The organism is Photorhabdus noenieputensis (assembly GCF_018448935.1).
GTDB classification, from domain to species: Bacteria; Pseudomonadota; Gammaproteobacteria; order Enterobacterales; family Enterobacteriaceae; genus Photorhabdus; species Photorhabdus noenieputensis.
In genome coordinates, this window is sequence record NZ_RCWC01000013.1 from 107,625 (window position 1) to 127,486 (window position 19,862).

Here is a 19,862-nt window from a genome sequence, read left to right on the forward strand (position 1 = left end):
CCAATATGCAGACTTGTTGAGAGAACAGGAATCAAAGACACCTAAATATAAGGCTGACATCCCCCTGAGTTTACAAACTTTTCTCACCGGATGTATTGAGATAATTACTGTCTGCCAAATTCTAGATCTGATAAGTAAAGGGAGGTTGCTTGTCTATTCACATTTTAGTTACCAATTATCTAATGATCCCTACGATCATTAGATAATTTTGCAAAGTTATTTAGTCATCATAAATTGAATAACGAGGTGGATTAAAGCAATTCAAGATAACCTTTAAACAATTAAATCAGAAATAAGTAAATTCAATGGCTCTTTATATTTATGTCTGAGAGTATAAGCACAATACCTCACTGATGGCGTTGGATACGATTTAAAATTCAAAAAGGTAATGCCTTTATGAAGATCAGCAGAACAGAGCACTTCATTCGGTGTCATTAAGCTTATCGCGACACCTGATTTCACTAAATCCAACCGATGAGTAAAATCAGGCACAGTTAACAAAGTTAAATTTCGATGCTCAGGCAGATAATTCAGCGAAATAAAACTGTCACACTGTTTAAAGAAAGCACTATTATGTTGAGCCAAAGGTAATGTGTATATAATATCATCCGCGTTACTTTCCGCTGCTAAAATATCATTCGCGATAGCAAGGCGCAAAATCTGATAAGTTCCGTCTATTCTGATAATATCATCGTTGTCAGGATAGTGTTCAGTCGTCACATAGACAGTTATCTCTTCTTTCATTAATGAAGAAAATATTGTCTCTTTTCTTGCCGAATCATCAATCATGAAATTATTTTTTATGTAAATATCACGATAATGATAACGTTGTACCGCCCTTTTTATCACTGCCGGGATTTTATTAATATATTCTCCACTGGTCCCAATAACCAGTTTTCCTGAGTTTGTTAATTTCTCACTTCTACGATAATGCCAATTATCCTCAACTCGTTGAATTCTCTCATAACACGGCAATAGCTCTTGATATAAAGCCATCCCTTCCTCAGTCAATTTGGTCCTTCCCGGTAATCTTTCAAATAATTGGCAACCTACACGTTGTTCCAGTTGATATATGATCCTACTTAAGGGAGAGGGAGTAATACAAAGCGTATCCGCTGCTAAAGTGAATGACTCTTTTTTCGCCGATTCCATAAAATACTTCAAGTGCTTTGAACAAAATAGCATCATATATCCTTCTATTCTAATTAATTGTTCCATCCTAAATAGAATGGAATATTAACAATGAAACATTACAGCAACTTTTCTTCTTTGCATTATTTAACATTGAAATATGCATTAACTGAGATTGAGTTTTATCATCTTTATTCTTAGCAGTTATCAAACATTTTTTATTATTGTTGCAAAATAAACGTAATTCACCCTCACATCACAATAATAATTCTAAATAAATATCACATGTTATTATTAAGAAAAAATAGGCAATATTGACAATTTAATTAAATATTTCAATCAGTTGAGAAAATACTCATGATGTTCAATATAAAATAATCACAAATTTAACATCAAATAAATTATACAATCTATTTTCACCATCACTGAACTCCCCTCCTCTCGCACAGTTCATTATGCGAACAACAAAGTGTCATTTCTCCTCAACCCTGATTAAAAAGTCAGTTGCAAATTTTGCATCTGCTTTTTTTGCAACAGCTATTTAAAGAAAACAGTGAGATAGTGACTCTCCGAGAGAGATATGTCTGTTCTTTACGCGCAAACTATTTCTATGCATATCTCAGCTATTTCTCAAAACCTGTACTTAATCATCTCTTCTTCCGATGGAACGGAATCATTCTTTGATTGATTCATGATGTAAAGACAATACGGATATTTCATTTACTTTATGATTTTAAAAGGAATAAATATGAATTCGCTTGTAAAAGAGATACCTGATGCATTAAAAAGCCAGTGTGGTTTTCACTGTCTGACAGATATTAGCCACGGCTCTTTTAACGAATTTCACCAGCAAGTATCTGCTCATCTCTCTTGGTCCGAAGCACACGACTTATATCATGATGCACAACGGGTCCAAAAAGATAATCGGCTATATGAAGCGCGTATTCTCAAACGCGCTAATCCTCAATTACAAAATGCGGTGCACCTTGCTATCATCGCCCCTAATGCCGAACTGATAGGCTATAACAGCCAATTTAGCGGCAGAGCCAGTCAATATGTTGCACCGGGTACCGTTTCTTCCATGTTCTCCCCCGCCGCTTATTTGACTGAGCTTTATCGTGAAGCACGCAATTTACACGCCAACGACTCCGTTTATTGTCTGGATACCCGCCGCCCAGATCTCAAATCAATGGCGCTCAGTCAACAAAATATGGATACAGAATTATCCACCCTCTCTTTGTCCAACGAGCTATTATTGGAAAGTATTAAAACTGAGTCTAAACTGGATAATTATACTAAAGTGATGGAAGTGCTCTCCACTTTCCGTCCTTCCGGCGCGACGCCTTATCATGATGCTTATGAAAATGTACGTGAAGTTATCCAGCTACAAGATCCTGGGCTTGAGCAACTCAATGCATCACCGGCAATTGCCGGGCTAATGCATCAAGCCTCCCTATTGGGTATTAACGCTTCAATTTCACCTGAGCTGTTTAATATTCTGACGGAGGAGATTACCGAAGGTAATGCTGAGGAACTTTATAAGAAAAATTTTGGTAATATCGAACCGGCCTCACTGGCTATGCCGGAATACCTTAAACGTTATTACAATTTAAGTGATGAAGAACTGAGCCAGTTTATTGGTAAAGCCAGCAATTTTGGTCAACAGGAATATAGTAATAACCAACTTATTACTCCGGTAGTCAATAGCAGTGATGGCACGGTCAAGGTATATCGGATTACCCGCGAATATACAACCAATGCCTATCAAGTGGACGTGGAGCTGTTTCCCTTCGGTGGTGAAAATTATCGGTTAGATTATAAATTCAAAGATTCTCGGGATGTCTCCTATTTATCCATCAAGCTAAATGATAAAAGAGAACTTGTTCGAACTGAAGACGCTCCTCAGGTCAACATAGAATATTCCGCAAATATCACATTAAGTACCACTGATATTAGTCAGCCTTTTGAAATCGGCTTAACACGAGTATATCCTTCCAGTTCTTGGGCCTATGCTGCCGCAAAATTTACCGTTGAAGAGTATAACCAATACTCTTTTCTGCTAAAACTCAATAAAGCGATTCGTCTATCCCGGGCAACAGAATTGTCACCCACGATTCTGGAAGGCATTGTGCGCAGTGTTAATCAGCAACTGGATATCAACGCAGAAGTATTAGGTGAAGTTTTTCTGACTAAATACTATATGCAGCGTTATGCTATTAATGCTGAAACTGCCCTAATACTCTGCAATGGGCCTATTTCACAACGCTCATATGATAATCAACCCAGCCAATTTGATCGCCTGTTTAATACGCCATTACTGCACGGCCAATATTTTTCTACCGGAGATGAAGAGATTGATTTAAATCCAGGTAGCACCGGTGATTGGCGTAAGACCATACTTAAGCGTGCATTTAATATCGATGATGTCTCACTCTACCGCCTGCTTAAAATTACCGACCATAATAATAAAGATGGAAAGATTAAAAATAGCCTAAGGAATCTTTCCAATTTATATATTGGGAAATTACTGGCAGAAATCCATCAATTAACCATTGATGAATTGGATTTATTGCTGGTTGCTGTGGGTGAAGGAGAAACTAATTTATCCGCTATCAGTGATAAGCAATTAGCTACTCTGATCAGAAAACTCAATACCATTACTGGCTGGTTACATACACAGAAGTGGAGCGTGTTCCAGTTATTTATTATGACCTCCACCAGCTATAACAAAACGCTAACGCCTGAAATTAAGAATCTGCTGGATACCGTTTACCACGGTTTACAAGGTTTTGATAAAGACAAAGCAGATTTACTACATGTTATGGCACCCTATATAGCGGCTACCTTGCAATTATCATCGGAAAATGTCGCTCATTCAGTGTTGCTTTGGGCAGACAAGTTAAAGCCCGGCGATGGCGCAATGACAGCAGAAAAATTCTGGGACTGGTTGAATACTCAGTATACGCCGGATTCATCGGAAGCAGCAGAAATACAGGAACATATCGTTCAGTATTGTCAGGCCCTGGCACAATTGGAAATGGTTTACCACTCCACCGGCATTAACGAAAACGCTTTCCGCCTGTTTGTGACAAAACCAGAAATGTTTGGCGCTTCAACTGGAGCAACGCCTGCGCATGATGCCCTTTCACTGATTATGCTGGCGCGTTTTGCAGATTGGGTGAACACACTAGGCGAAAAAGCCTCCTCGGTGTTAGCGGCGTTTGAAGCTAACACGTTAACGGCAGAACAACTGGCTGACGCCATGAATCTTGATGCTAATTTGCTGTTGCAAGCCAGTATTCAAGCACAAAATCATCAACATCTTCCCCCAGTAACACAAGAAAATTCGTTCTCCTGTTGGACATCTATCGATACTATCCTGCAATGGGTTAATGTCGCACAGCAATTGAATGTCGCCCCACAGGGCGTTTCCGCTTTGGTCGGGCTGGATTATATTCAATCAATGAAAAAGACACCGACCTATGCCCAGTGGGAAAACGCGGCAGGCGTGTTAACTGCCGGATTGAATTCACAACAGGCCAATACATTACACGCTTTTCTGGATGAATCCCGCAGTGCCGCATTAAGCACCTACTATATCCGTCAAGTCGCCAAGCCAGCGGCAGCTATTAAAAGCCGTGATGACCTGTATCAGTATTTACTGATTGATAATCAGGTTTCCGCTGCAATCAAAACCACCCGAATCGCCGAAGCCATTGCTAGCATTCAACTGTACGTCAATCGGGCGTTGGAAAATGTAGAAGAAAATGCCGATTCAGGAGTTATCAGCCGCCAATTTTTTATCGACTGGGACAAATATAATAAACGCTACAGCACTTGGGCAGGTGTTTCTCAATTAGTTTACTACCCGGAAAACTATATTGATCCGACCATGCGCATCGGACAAACCAAAATGATGGACGCATTACTGCAATCCGTCAGCCAAAGCCAATTAAACGCCGATATGGTCGAAGACGCCTTTATGTCTTACCTAACATCGTTTGAACAGGTAGCTAATCTCAAAGTTGTTAGCGCATATCACGATAATATTAATAACGATCAAGGGCTGACCTATTTTATCGGGCTTAATGAAACTGATGCCGGTGAATATTATTGGCGTAGTGTCGATCACAGTAAATTCAGCGACGGTAAATTCGCCGCTAATGCCTGGAGTGAATGGTATAAAATCGATTGTCCAATTAATCCTTACCAAAGCACTATCCGTCCTGTGATATATAAATCCCGTCTGTATCTGCTCTGGTTGGAACAAAAGGAGATCACCAAACAGACAGGAAATAGCAAAGATGGCTATCAAACCACGACGGATTACCGTTATGAACTGAAATTGGCGCATATCCGCTATGACGGTACCTGGAATACGCCAATCACCTTTGATGTCAATGAAAAAATATCCAAGCTAAAACTGGCAAAAAATAAAGCGCCCGGACTCTATTGTGCCGGTTATCAGGGTGAAGATACGTTGCTGGTGATGTTTTATAACCAACAAGATACACTCGATAGTTATAAAACCGCTGCAATGCAAGGGCTATATATCTTTGCCGATATGATATCCAAAGATATGACCCCAGAACAGAGCAATGTTTATCGGGATAATAGCTATCAACAATTTGATACCAATAGTGTCAGAAGAGTAAATAACCGCTATGCAGAGAATTATGAAATCCCTTCATCGGTAAATAGCAATAACAGTTATGGCAGAGGAGAATATAACCTCAGTATGGTGCATGGCGGAGATATTCCAATTATCCGTTATCAAGCCTCATCAAGTGATTTAAAAATCCATATTTCACCTAAGTTAAGAATTACCTATGAAGGAGCTGATGAGCGAACTCGTAATCAGTGCAACCTGATAAAAAAATATGGCAAATTGGGTGATAAATTCATTATCTATACCAATCTAAGTGTCAACACAGATTGGACATCAAATAAAAAGTTAATATACCCGGTTTATCAATATAGTGGAAACACCACTAATAATAGTCAAGGCAGATTACTGTTTTATCGGGATAACCAAATTGGTAAAGTAAGTGTCTTTCTTCCTAATTGGGGACAAAGCCTATATTCAGAAATTACCAATAGTAATAATGGCTATATTATAGATACTTCCAATCAAGAGTCTTTATTTAAACAATATCTCTATATGGAGGACACAAATAATGGACTCCGTATTATTGCTACTGATGTCTATAACGCAGTAGAAATCAACACTGCAATTTCCCCGGCAAAAATTCAGATAGCAGTAAAAGCGGGTAGCAAGGAAAAAACTTTTACCGCGGATAAAGATGTCTCCATTCAGCCATCACCTAATTTTGATGAAATGTATTATCAATTTAATGCCCTCGAAATAGACGGTTCTGGTCTGAACTTTATTAATAATTCAGCCAGTATTGATATCACCTTTACCGCATTTGCGGAGGATGGACGCAAATTGGGTTATGAAAGTTTCAGTATTCCTGTTACTCGCAAAGTGAGTACCGATAATGCCCTGACCTTGCACCATAATGAAAATGGTGCGCAATATATGCAATGGCAAGCCTATCGTACTCGCCTGAATACCCTATTTGCCCGCCAGTTGGTTACACGTGCCACCACCGGAATTGATACGATTCTCAGCATGGAAACCCAAAATATCCAAGAACCTATGATGGGAATGGGGGCCTACGTGGAATTAGTTATGGATAAATATAATCCAGAAATCCACGGCACTGATAAATCCTTTACAATTATGTATTATGATATTTTTAAATCGGGTGATAAGTTCCCTATTTATCAAGGGACGTTAAGCGATATAGCGCCAACAAAAATACAATTATTCTTATCCCGTTTTGATGATGCTCATGGAAACAAAGATAATCTCTATGTCTATGCGGTTTATCAAAAACAAGAAACAAATGCTATTCGCTTTGTTAAAAAGGATAATAATGAACTCGCTATATTCGACACTACCTATAAGAATGGGACTTTCCCAGGGCTTGCATCAGCTAGAATCGTGCCCACTTTCACAGAACCAATGGATTTCAGCGGCGCTAACAGCCTTTATTTCTGGGAACTGTTCTACTATACCCCGATGCTAGTTGCTCAACGTTTGTTGCATGAACAAAACTTTGATGAAGCCAACCGCTGGCTGAAATATGTCTGGAGTCCATCCGGTTATATTGTTCACGGCCAGATTCAGAACTACCAATGGAACGTCCGCCCGTTACTGGAAGACACTAGTTGGAACAGTGATCCCTTGGATTCCGTCGATCCTGACGCGGTAGCACAACACGATCCGATGCACTACAAAGTCTCAACTTTTATGCGCACCCTTGATCTGTTGATAGCACGCGGCGACCATGCTTACCGCCAACTGGAGCGAGATACACTCAACGAAGCGAAGATGTGGTATATGCAAGCGCTGCATCTATTAGGCGACAAACCTTACCTGCCCTTGAGTACGACATGGAATGATCCACGACTGGACAGAGCCGCGGATATTACTACCCAAAATGCTCACGCCAGCGCAATAGTCGCTCTGCGGCAGAGTACACCGGAACCTTTAGCATTGCGCAGCGCCAATACCTTGACCGATCTCTTCCTGCCGCAAATCAATGAAGTGATGATGAATTACTGGCAGACATTAGCTCAGAGAGTATACAACCTGCGTCATAACCTCTCTATCGACGGCCAGCCGCTATATCTGCCAATCTATGCCGCACCGGCGGACCCGAAAGCGTTACTCAGTGCCGCCGTCGCTACTTCTCAAGCTGGAGGCAAACTGCCGGAGTCCTTTATGTCCCTGTGGCGTTTCCCGCACATGCTGGAAAATGCACGCGGCATGGTTAGCCAGCTCACCCAGTTCGGCTCCACGCTACAAAATATTATCGAACGTCAGGACGCAGAAGCACTCAATGCGTTATTACAAAATCAGGCCGCAGAGCTGATATTGACTAACCTGAGTATTCAGGACAAAACCATTGAAGAATTGGATGCCGAGAAAACCGTGCTGGAAAAATCCAAAGCGGGAGCCCAATCGCGCTTTGATAGCTACAGCAAATTGTATGACGAAAACATCAACGCTGGTGAAAACCAAGCCATGACGCTACGAGCGTCCGCAGCCGGGCTTACTACGGCAGTTCAGGCATCCCGTCTGGCTGGCGCGGCGGCTGATCTGGTACCTAACATCTTCGGCTTCGCCGGTGGTGGTAGCCGTTGGGGGGCTATCGCTGAGGCAACAGGCTATGTGATGGAATTCTCCGCTAATGTTATGAATACCGAAGCGGATAAAATTAGCCAATCTGAAACCTACCGTCGCCGCCGTCAAGAGTGGGAGATCCAGCGTAATAATGCCGAAGCAGAGCTGAAACAACTCGACGCCCAACTTAAATCGTTGGCAGTACGCCGTGAAGCCGCTGTATTGCAAAAAACCAGTCTAAAAACTCAACAAGAACAGACTCAATCCCAATTGGCCTTCCTGCAACGTAAGTTCAGCAATCAGGCGTTGTACAACTGGCTACGTGGCCGATTGGCGGCGATTTACTTCCAATTCTACGATTTGGCTATCGCGCGTTGTCTAATGGCAGAACAGGCTTACCGTTGGGAGATCAGTGATGACTCTGCACACTTTATAAAACCGGGAGCCTGGCAAGGAACCTATGCCGGTCTGCTTGCCGGTGAAACCTTGATGCTGAGTTTGGCACAAATGGAAGATGCCCATTTGAAACGCGATAAACGCGCATTAGAAGTTGAACGCACGGTGTCGCTGGCCGAAGTTTATGCTGGGTTACCGCAAGATAAAGGCCCATTCTCCCTGAGTCAGGAAATTGACAAGCTGGTGAGTAAAGGTTCAGGCAGTGTCGGCAGTGGTAATAATAATTTGGCATTTGGCACCGGCACAGACACGAAAACCTCTTTGCAGGCATCAGTTTCACTAGCTGATTTGAAGATTCGCGAGGATTACCCGGCATCGCTTGGCAAAATTCGACGCATCAAACAGATCAGCGTGACCCTGCCCGCGCTACTGGGGCCATATCAGGATGTACAGGCAATATTATCTTACGGCGATAAAACCGGGTTAGCTAACGGCTGCGAAGCACTGGCAGTTTCTCACGGTATGAATGACAGCGGCCAATTCCAGCTCGATTTCAATGATGGCAAATTCCTGCCATTCGAAGGCATCGCCATTGATCAAGGCACGCTGACATTGAGTTTCCCAAATGCATCCATGCCGGAGAAAGGTAAACAAGCCGCTATGCTAAAAACCCTGAACGATATTATTTTGCATATTCGCTACACCATTAAATAACCGTCCCAACGTACTAAAACAGGCTCCGAACCGGGGCCTGTAAGGAGTTTTCATGCAGAATTCACAGACATTCAGTGTTGCCGAGCTGTCATTACCCAAAGGCGGTGGGGCCATTACCGGTATGGGGGAAGCATTAACACCAGCCGGGCCGGATGGCATGGCTGCCCTATCCCTGCCATTACCTATCTCTGCCGGACGTGGTTACGCACCCTCGCTCACTCTGAATTACAACAGTGGAACCGGTAACAGCCCATTTGGTCTCGGTTGGGACTGCAACGTCATGACAATTCGTCGTCGTACCAGTACCGGCGTGCCGAATTACGATGAAACCGATACTTTTCTGGGGCCGGAAGGTGAAGTGTTGGTCGTAGCATTAAATGAGAGTGGTCAAGCTGATATCCGCAGTGAATCCTCATTGCAGGGCATCAACTTGGGGGCAACCTTCACCGTTACCGGTTATCGTTCCCGTTTGGAAAACCATTTTAGCCGGTTGGAATACTGGCAACCCAAAACAACAGGCACAACCGATTTCTGGCTGATATACAGCCCCGACGGACAGGTCCATTTACTGGGCAAAAATTCTCAGGCACGTATCAGCAATCCACTCAATGTTAACCAAACAGCGCAATGGCTGTTGGAAGCCTCGGCATCATCCCACGGCGAACAGATTTATTATCAATATCGAGCCGAAGATGAAACAGGTTGCGAAACTGACGAGCTTACAGCCCACCCGAATGCCACCATCCAACGCTACCTGCAAGCGGTACATTACGGGAACCTGACCGCCAGCGACGTTTTTCCCACGCTCAACGGAGATGACCCGCTCAAATCTGGCTGGTTGTTCTGTTTAGTATTTGATTACGGTGAACGCAAAAACAGCTTATCTGAAATGCCGCCGTTTAAAGCCTCAAGTCACTGGCTTTGCCGCCAAGACCGTTTTTCCCGTTACGAGTACGGTTTTGAATTGCGCACCCGGCGCTTATGCCGCCAAATCCTGATGTTTCACCGTCTGCAAACTCTGTCTGGTCAGGCAAAAGGGGACGATGAACCCGCTTTGGTTTCACGTCTGATACTGGATTATGATGAAAACGCGGCGGTCAGCACACTGGTTTCTGTCCGTCGGGTAGGCCATGAGGACAACAGCACCGTCATCTCACTGCCACCACTGGAACTGGCTTATCAACCTTTTGAGCCAGAACAAAAAGCACTCTGGCAACCAATGGATGTGCTGGCGAACTTCAACACCATTCAGCGCTGGCAACTACTTGACCTGAAAGGAGAAGGTGTGCCCGGTATTCTGTATCAGGATAAAAATGGCTGGTGGTATCGATCTGCCCAACGTCAGGCCGGGGAAGAGATGAATGCGGTCACTTGGGGGAAAATGCAACTCCTTCCCATCACGCCAGCTTTGCAGGATAACGCCTCACTGATGGATATTAACGGTGACGGGCAACTGGACTGGGTTATCACCGGGCCGGGGCTAAGGGGCTATCACAGCCAACACCCGGACGGTAGCTGGACACGTTTTACACCATTACATGCCTTACCGATAGAATATTCTCATCCTCGCGCCCAACTTGCCGATTTAATGGGGGCCGGGCTGTCCGATTTAGTGCTGATTGGTCCCAAAAGTGTGCGCTTGTATGCTAATAACCGTGATGGTTTTACCAAAGGGCGGGATGTCGTGCAATCCGGTGATATCACCCTGCCGTTACCGGGTGCTGATGCCCGCAAGTTAGTAGCATTTAGTGACGTAATCGGTTCAGGCCAAGCACATCTGGTTGAAGTTAGTGAAACTCAAGTCACCTGCTGGCCAAATTTGGGACATGGCCGTTTTGGTCAACCAATTACACTGCCGGGATTCAGCCAATCTGCCGCCAACTTTAATCCTGATCGGGTTCATCTGGCCGATCTGGATGGCAGTGGCCCTACCGATTTGATTTATGTTCATGCTGACCATCTGGAGATTTTCAGCAATGAAAGTGGTAACGGTTTTGCAAAACCATTCACACTCCATTTTCCTGACAGCCTGCGTTTTGATGACACCTGCCAGTTACAAGTGGCCGATGTACAGGGGTTAGGGGCTGTCAGCCTGATCCTGAGCGTACCGCATATGGCACCACATCATTGGCGCTGCGATCTGACCAACGCGAAACCGTGGTTACTCAATAAAATGAACAACAATATGGGAGCCCATCACACCCTGCATTACCGTAGCTCTGTCCAGTTCTGGCTGGATGAAAAAGCCGCAGCCTTAGCTACCGGACAAACACCGGTCTGTTATCTCCCCTTCCCGGTCCATACCCTTTGGCAAACAGAAACCGAGGATGAAATCAGCGGCAATAAATTAGTGACCACGTTACGTTACGCTCACGGCGCTTGGGATGGACGTGAACGGGAATTTCGTGGCTTTGGTTATGTTGAGCAGACAGACAGCCATCAACTCGCTCAAGGCAATGCGCCGGAACGCACACCACCGGCACTCACCAAAAACTGGTATGCCACCGGAGTCCCGGAGGTAGACAATATGCTATCCGCCGGGTATTGGCGTGGTGATAAGCAAGCGTTCGCCAGTTTTACGCCACGCTTTACTCTCTGGCAAGAGGGCAAAGATGTTCCACTGACATCGGAAGATGACCATAATCGGTATTGGTTAAACCGGGCGCTAAAAGGCCAACCGCTGCGTAGTGAACTCTACGGGCTGGATGGCAGCGCACAGCAAAAGATTCCCTATACAGTGACTGAATCCCGTCCACAAGTGCGCCAATTACAAAATGATACTACCGTTTCCCCGGTGCTCTGGGCCTCGGTCGTGGAAAGCCGTAGTTATCACTATGAACGTATTATCAGTGATCCCCTGTGTAATCAGGATATCACTCTGTCCAGCGACCAATTCGGGCAACCACTAAAACAGGTTTCAGTGCAATATCCCCGCCGCAATAAACCAACAACCAATCCGTATCCCGATACACTACCGGATACGCTGTTTGCCAGCAGTTATGACGATCAACAACAACAATTGCGGTTAACCTGCCAGCAATCCAGTTGGCATCATCTAATTGATAATGAACTCAGAGTGTTGGGATTACCGGATGGTACACGCAGTGATGCCTTTACTTACGATGCGAAACATGTGCCTGTTGATGGTTTAAATCTGGAAGCCTTATGTACTGAAAATAGCCTGATTGCCGATGATAAACCGCGCGAATACCTCAATCAGCAACGAACGTTCTACATTGATGGAAAAACCGATGGCAAAAACCAAACACCACTGAAAACACCGACACGACAAGCTTTAATCGCCTTTACCGAAACGGCGGTATTAACGGAATCCCTGTTATCCGCATTTGCTGGTGGTATCACATCAGACGAATTACCCGGCATTCTGACACAAGCAGGATATCAACAAGAGCCTTATCTGTTCCCACGCACCGGCGAAAACAAAGTCTGGGTAGCACGTAAAGGCCATACCGATTACGGAACTGAGGCACAATTTTGGCGTCCTGTCGCACAACGTAACACCCTGTTAACCGGGAAAACGACGCTGAAATGGGATACCCACTACTGTGTCATCACCCAAACCCAAGATGCTGCCGGTTTCACCGTCTCAGCCAATTACGACTGGCGTTTTCTCACACCGGTGCAACTGACTGATATCAACGATAATGTGCATCTTATGACCTTGGATGCACTGGGACGCCCTGTCACGCAACGTTTCTGGGGGATCGAAAGTGGTGTGGCAACAGGTTACTCTTCACCAGAAGAAAAACCATTTTCTCCACCAACCGATGTCAATACTGCCATTGGTCTGACCGGGCCACTCCCTGTCGCTCAGTGTCTGGTCTATGCACCGGGCAGTTGGATGCCACTATTCAATCAGGAAACCTTCAACACATTAACTCAGGAAGAGCAGAAGACGCTACGTGATTTACGGATTATCACGGAAGATTGGCGTATTTGCGCACTGGCTCGCCGCCGTTGGCTACAAAGTCAAAAAGCTGACACGCCACTGGTTAAATTGTTAACCAACAGCATCGGCTTGCCTCCTCATACTCTTACGCTGACCACGGATCGTTATGACCGTGATTCTGAACAACAAATTCGTCAACAAATCGCATTCAGTGATGGTTTTGGCCGTCTATTGCAAGCGTCTGTACGGCATGAGGCAGGTGAAGCCTGGCAACGTAACCAAGACGGTTCTCTGGTGACAAAAATAGAAGACACCAAAACGCGCTGGGCGGTTACGGGACGCACTGAATATGACAATAAGGGCCAAACGATACGAATTTATCAGCCCTATTTCCTCAACGATTGGCGATATGTTAGTGATGACAGCGCCAGAAAAGGAGCCTATGCGGATACTCATATTTATGATCCGATTGGGCGGGAAATCCGGGTTATCACCGCAAAAGGCTGGCTGCGACAGAACCAATATTTCCCGTGGTTTACCGTGAGTGAAGATGAAAATGATTTAGCCGCTGATATGATCGTGTAATTGAACCAGTATTCGCTCGTTTAATGTTAACGAGCGGATATAATACTGCATTGTTGAGTTCTAAATAGAGGGACAGGATATTTTGTTACCTTTTATTTCATAAGTAATAACGTTTAATTCCTGTAAAAAGCTATCATCATGGGAACTAAAAATAACAATTTTTTCTTCTGCAAGAGAAATCAGCAACTCAATTAAAAATGTTATAGAATCTGAATCAAGGCCATTTGTTGGCTCATCAAAAATATAAACATCCGCATCGGTAATAAAAGCGGATGTCAATAAAAACTTCTTTTTTATCCCAAGTGACATCTGTCCATATTCAATACCAGAATAATTAGATATACCAAAACCATTTAAATAGTAATCTAATTGATATTTTAGATTACTTTTCCTATAACGTTTACTTAGATTTATCACATCCATTCCAGTAATAAAGTTATAAAAATTAACATTATCCGATATATAAAAGCCATGCCGTTGCAAACTAAACTTATGCTTTTCTCCATTTTTTATAAAATTAACCATTCCTTTTCTAACCTTGTTTACGCCAGCAATACTTGAAAGAAAAGTTGTTTTACCAGCCCCATTAACTCCCGCAATACGGTTTAATCCAACACGAAAATTACAATTGACTTCTGAAAAAATAGTTTTACCATTAATAACAACCTCTAACCCAACAACCTCAAGCATAAATAACCCCTAAAAACAACGTGAAAAATAAAATAACACCAACAATAATAATTTTCGTGTATTGCGTTCTCAACAGAGAAATAAAAGAAACAATAATAGAAAGAAAGACATAAGATAAAAATATAATCACAGAGAAAGATTTAATAACCAGAAAACAAAAAATAAAAAAACAAACAAGATAAAAAAACAAAGAAACACAATAATTAAAAAAGAATATTTTTCGCACAGAGAGAAAGTTGGATAAATATGAAAGATAATTTATTTCAATATATGAAAGATTATAGAATAACAACATGCACATATATAAAACAACACTGGAATACATTAATAATATATAATCAGCTTTGTTTGGTATTTGAGAAAAAGCACTTTCACATAATAGATATAAAAGCAGAACAAATAATACCATAATAAGCACAGATATTTTATTTTTATTAAAATAAGAACGAAGATTCATTATATAAGGCAAAGAAAAAAAAGCTAATGAAAATAATTTTTCATTTCTATTAATTATGTAACATGGTGTGAAATTCAAATATAATATCAATGCTACTAATGGAATAATTAATGTAAAAATCAAATCATATAATATTCCATTCCTGAATGATGACGCCAGAATAAAGAACACAGTAACAATAAAAAAATTCAAAAAACTTAATTCAAATAAGCAAAATCCAATTACAGCAAAAGAAACCATCAAAAAAAGCATAGATGAAAGGTAATGTAAACAATTAACATTTTCGGAGAAAAAACCCATAGAAAAGAAAATAACCATCGGAAAAGCACTATAAATAAAGAAAACGACACGACAAAAAAACAATGTTTTTTTGTCTACCAAAGAAACGATGATTGAATTTTCCTTTGCAGAAGGGAAAAACCTTAGGTTAATCAAATAAAATACCAGATAAACCATTAAAGATATGGAAGAAAAATAAAATGATTTTATGTGGTTCTCTGGAATAACAATATTAGAAGATAAATTAATTAAAACCTCAATGACACCACTGAACTTTGCCGGAAGTAATAAAAGAAAAATAAATATAATGACATTTCTATTCCCAGACGCGAATTTTTTTATCCTACCTTTATACTCCAAGGCATCAGCGATTATTAAATTCATACTGCCTCTCTAAAACCAAAATCTAAACAATTTTCTTGGTGAATCGGTATAGGTACCATAATTGACATAACCCGATCCGGTTGGGTGAACGTTTTCTTTTTGACGATTGCCAGATCACTCAAACCGGATTAAGTTCCTTCAAGTAAGCCATTATAAGTTGTTACCTTAAAAGACGACATATTGGAATCCAGACGATATCTGAAACAATCTTTTGAGATATACATAACAGATAGATACGATTTTGTATATTTCGGTGCTATGCCTTCCACAGTAATTAACTGCCCCTTTCCGACAGATGAAAAAGGAAACAACCAGTTAAAAAAAGTATCACCAAACACCCAGTAAATAAAATAGAGAAATAATAAGGATATAGTTATTTTCAATATCTTCATACGGACAGCTCCTGTTTATCACAGTAATGCTGTAAGGCTAGTTTTCCTTGTTCTTCCTACTGGTTCATGGTCAGTGATGTTTACTGGAAACTCTGTTAGCGCTACTTTATTTTCCAGTAATCAATAGAATCTCTGTTTAAATCAATTCTGCCATCAGGGTATTCAACTCTTGAGGGTTCTTTACCTGGTGGGATAATAATTTTAGGCATTTTGGTTTCATCCAACTTAGGCTTAAAGATGATTTTCCATTCCGCTCCTGACGTTAATTTCAACCGAAAAGGAAACGAATCCACTATGCCCTGTAAGGAAACTCTGTTTGGACGTCCCTCTACTATTTTCAAAACCGGGTAAATAACCGGTCTGTAGTCTATAATATTCACTGCGCGCGTCTCAGAGGCTTCAGAATAATTTTCTCGTTCGGCATCGTTGATAAAAGCGGTTAAACCTGTCCCTGAATAGGGAACAGCATCTTTTACCAGGTGACTGACATCGGTATAATTCGCCGATACATAAGCCCGTTCAATTTTCCATTTACACCAACCTCCGCCACTAAAAGGCAATTTCGTCTGAAAATAACCTGTTTGGGGATCAGTAGTTACTTTCTGGTAAAGCACATTATAAGTCGGCACCTTATGGGGTGTCATCGTTGCACTAAATTCATATTCAAGACAATCTTTTGAGATATATCTTGCTGCCACGTACGGCTCAGTGTATTTCGGCATGACGCCTTCTACGGTGATCCACGGCCCTTTTCCCTTAGATGAAAAGGGAAATAGCCAGTTAAAAAAGGTATCCCCCATCGACCAGTAAATAAAAGACAATAGTAATAATGACAATGTAACCTTGAATATCCTCATACTGGAAGCTCCTTCTCATCGCGGTAGTATTGTAAGGCCAGTTTCCCTTTTTCTTCCTGCTGACTGACGGCCAATGATTTTATTAACTGTTTATCCATTTCCAGAAAACAGAGATTACGGTAGTAAACCGCGTCTGGTATCAGTCTCTTATAAACATCCATTTTCTCCTTAAATTGACGCTGATTGTCCTGGTAAACCGTTATTTTATCCGGTTCGCATAACTCTTTAAGACGTGCATCAATATAACCGGCATATTTAGATGAGAAGTGATTAAGAATACTTATTCTGTCTTTTAACTCAGGATTTTTATTTTCATCAAACAGTTTATCCTGTTCTTGCGGGCTTAGCTGATTAAACAGGGCATTTTGCTGTTCACCGGCCTGAGAGAAAAAGTGTTCTGTTTCTTTATTCAGTTCAGGAATTAAATACAGTTTTGTTGTATTGTTTAATATTTCCTCTGCACCCAATCTGGTTATCAGCGATACATTACTGGCGGCAATCAGCCATTCCGGGCAGGCACTGGCTTTTAAAAAATGAACCGCTTTGCCATGATGCAGGTAAATTTCTTTACTGGCTGTCGCCTGTTTAATTGCCTGAATAATCGGTGAAGGTGACAACAACTTCATGATTTCCCAGTCATACCCCGCTAACGTCCAATAATTGAAGAAAACATTATCCATATCCTGTTCAAAAGGCACCAAAGGAACGGGATCATTTTCATTAACATGGCGATAATGAATAATAGCAGATAATTCTTGTACTGCACTGCGGGTTAATGTTCGCGGCATCCCGTAACTGTAGAGACAAGGATTGTGTTCTTTCAGTTGTGCACTGTGCAATAATGCTAAAGCTCCCCCCAAGCTGTGACCACAGATAAATAATCTTTTTTTTGCGGCCAAATCCAGAATATCACCGAATACTTCTTTGGTTTTCTCATCAGGAACTTTTAACTTCCCAACCACATTAAATGCATCCCAAAATCCTTTATGCACTTTGCCGCGGTGAATAAAACCGCTGCACAGGGCTTTTTCGTCATCGCAACTCAAACTTAACGGCTGGAAGGTAATATCAGTCAGGTCATTCGCCAGACTGGCTGTACCCCGCCAGCTAACAAGAACATCACTGTTGCTGGCGATATAAAACAGTCGGGTATCACCCTGTTTATTGTCTGCCGTTTTTGAATCAATAAACTCTATCCGAGCATAACGTTCACTGAACGGCACATCATAAACCACTGGCGTTGCCGAAACATCGTTCATCCGATAAGGCAACTTCGAGACATCGACCATTTGCCGATTGAAAAAGTGAAGTACAGAACCTTCAACATCGACATCCCCATCGGCATAAGCCAGTACGCTCATCAAACACTGGTTATAAGCATTCACAATAGAATACTCTTTTTGATGATGTAGCAGTAAAACCCAAGCCCGGAAAGGACATATTTCCAGTACATACCGGCGATTTAACGGATGAACCTGATAGCCTTTTGGTTCCGGGTCTGGGAAATGATAGGGAGGTGGAATTTTTTTGGGATCATTCCAATCATCTAGCGCTGGCAACCCATCACTAATCTGTCCGATAGTCACATAACGATATTGATGGCCTTCGGTTTCTGCTTTTGGCTTCACCACTGAAAATTCCTCTCCCCGTTCTTCCCGCAACGGGCGCTGTTCCATTTCATTGGCCAGCGGCTGAGCATCAATATATAGCGTCACCGGATGAGGCAACAGCTCCTCTTCTCTGAGTACACCGAAACCATCCGTCACCCCTTGACGCACATAACCTGGGGTTCCGAGACTGATCAGGCGATAAGGCATGTTGACCAGCGGCTTTCCCTGTTCATCCACTAACTGAAATTCCACCCAGTTTTTCAAAAACCGTTTACAATCAAAACACAAGCGTGGATCTGATATACCCATTAGTTTTACTTCCTTCTTTTAACGTTACAAATGTAAGCACGCAGACCGCACGTTATGTGTTGAAAGTCTCACAAGATTTCCCCGCCCGGCTATCAATCACTTTCATCAGCATCAATATCCTGTCAGGAATAACTGTGATTGATTGCGTCACTACAGAAACAAGATAGTAAAAATCCTATTACCACAGATAAGAAACACCACTTATGCCGTGAGTAATAGTGAGTTGAACGACAGGAAGACAAAAATGTATTCCCATCAATTAATCCCTTTGAATAAGGGAACAGGAGTTGGAATTTCCTTCATACTGTCCATATGATGAAACCTAAGCTATGATTATTAAATCATCACCAAATAGCAAGAGAAAATCTTCATTTTTTTTCATTTACAAAAAAATAAATTTGTAAGAAAGTGTTACAAACTCAATCGAAATTGAGTTGTCACTAATCCCACAAAAGATAAAATAACCCATTTCCCAAGAAGGCAATCCACGATATATAAAACAACCTAGCCTTCACTTATCTTCCACTCAACGACCATGATACCAAGTATTTAACATCTTAATTTTTAATCAAAAAATATCTTTATCTATTTAGTCGTTTCATTAATAACTCATTCTGCATTAAAGCGGCTGCCACAAAAGCCCTCCTTATCAGCTAAGATCCAAGTTCCTATTCCAAACACAAAGCTTCTATTACTACATTCCTATAACGACAGGGACGTTCTATTGCACCTTGGCCTGTATTAAAAGGAACCCTTATTCTTGATGAACAGGATTCCGGGTAATAGAACTTTAAATAGAAGCTAACTGTACTAGCTCAGACTAGAGCTAGGCTGTGTCCCTTAATATCAATTAATAGTATTATTATCTGATTGATTTCGATGCAGGAACAAAATAGTGGCACGTTACGACATTTCTGATGATGCTTGGATATTGATAGAATCTTGTTTGCCCC

7 protein-coding genes are annotated in these 19,862 nt (G+C 41.9%); 2 read left to right on the forward strand and 5 right to left on the reverse strand.

Annotated features, from left to right (window positions below; all coding sequences use genetic code 11):
* Positions 1-273 precede the first annotated feature (273 nt).
* Positions 274-1,218: a LysR family transcriptional regulator gene (locus EAE91_RS11190; RefSeq protein WP_312149040.1), complete on the reverse strand. Its 945-nt coding sequence runs from the start codon at positions 1,216-1,218 to the stop codon at positions 274-276.
* Positions 1,219-1,879: 661 nt separating this feature from the next.
* Here EAE91_RS11190 and EAE91_RS11195 point away from each other — a divergent pair.
* Positions 1,880-9,436 (forward strand): Tc toxin subunit A-related protein, encoded by a 7,557-nt coding sequence (locus EAE91_RS11195; RefSeq protein WP_214088569.1) that lies wholly within the window; start codon positions 1,880-1,882, stop codon positions 9,434-9,436.
* Positions 9,437-9,488: 52 nt separating this feature from the next.
* Positions 9,489-13,931: a SpvB/TcaC N-terminal domain-containing protein gene (locus EAE91_RS11200; RefSeq protein ID WP_214088570.1), complete on the forward strand. Its 4,443-nt coding sequence runs from the start codon at positions 9,489-9,491 to the stop codon at positions 13,929-13,931.
* 60 nt (positions 13,932-13,991) lie between these two features.
* Here EAE91_RS11200 and EAE91_RS11205 read toward each other — a convergent pair whose 3' ends face one another.
* The 4 genes from EAE91_RS11205 to EAE91_RS11220 form a co-directional block, all read right to left on the reverse strand.
* Entirely contained in the window at positions 13,992-14,621 is a 630-nt protein-coding gene (locus EAE91_RS11205) for an ATP-binding cassette domain-containing protein (protein ID WP_214088571.1), read from the reverse strand.
* Positions 14,614-15,741: a hypothetical protein gene (locus EAE91_RS11210; protein WP_214088572.1), complete on the reverse strand. Its 1,128-nt coding sequence runs from the start codon at positions 15,739-15,741 to the stop codon at positions 14,614-14,616. Before EAE91_RS11210 ends, EAE91_RS11205 begins: the two co-directional genes overlap by 8 nt.
* A 493-nt stretch (positions 15,742-16,234) precedes the next feature.
* Entirely contained in the window at positions 16,235-16,990 is a 756-nt protein-coding gene (locus tag EAE91_RS11215) for a hypothetical protein (protein WP_214088573.1), read from the reverse strand.
* Entirely contained in the window at positions 16,987-18,909 is a 1,923-nt protein-coding gene (locus tag EAE91_RS11220) for a lipase family protein (protein WP_214088574.1), read from the reverse strand. The genes EAE91_RS11215 and EAE91_RS11220 overlap by 4 nt, the downstream gene beginning before the upstream one ends.
* Positions 18,910-19,862 lie beyond the last annotated feature (953 nt).

What these genes read in the sequence shown, in the direction of transcription:
- EAE91_RS11220 (WP_214088574.1), bottom strand. Translation starts at nt 18,909, where the DNA reads ATGGGTATATCAGATCCACGCTTGTGTTTTGATTGTAAACGGTTTTTG.
- EAE91_RS11190 (WP_312149040.1), bottom strand. Translation starts at nt 1,218, where the DNA reads ATGGAACAATTAATTAGAATAGAAGGATATATGATGCTATTTTGTTCA.
- EAE91_RS11200 (WP_214088570.1), top strand. Translation starts at nt 9,489, where the DNA reads ATGCAGAATTCACAGACATTCAGTGTTGCCGAGCTGTCATTACCCAAA.
- EAE91_RS11215 (WP_214088573.1), bottom strand. Translation starts at nt 16,990, where the DNA reads ATGAGGATATTCAAGGTTACATTGTCATTATTACTATTGTCTTTTATT.
- EAE91_RS11210 (WP_214088572.1), bottom strand. Translation starts at nt 15,741, where the DNA reads ATGAATTTAATAATCGCTGATGCCTTGGAGTATAAAGGTAGGATAAAA.
- EAE91_RS11195 (WP_214088569.1), top strand. Translation starts at nt 1,880, where the DNA reads ATGAATTCGCTTGTAAAAGAGATACCTGATGCATTAAAAAGCCAGTGT.
- EAE91_RS11205 (WP_214088571.1), bottom strand. Translation starts at nt 14,621, where the DNA reads ATGCTTGAGGTTGTTGGGTTAGAGGTTGTTATTAATGGTAAAACTATT.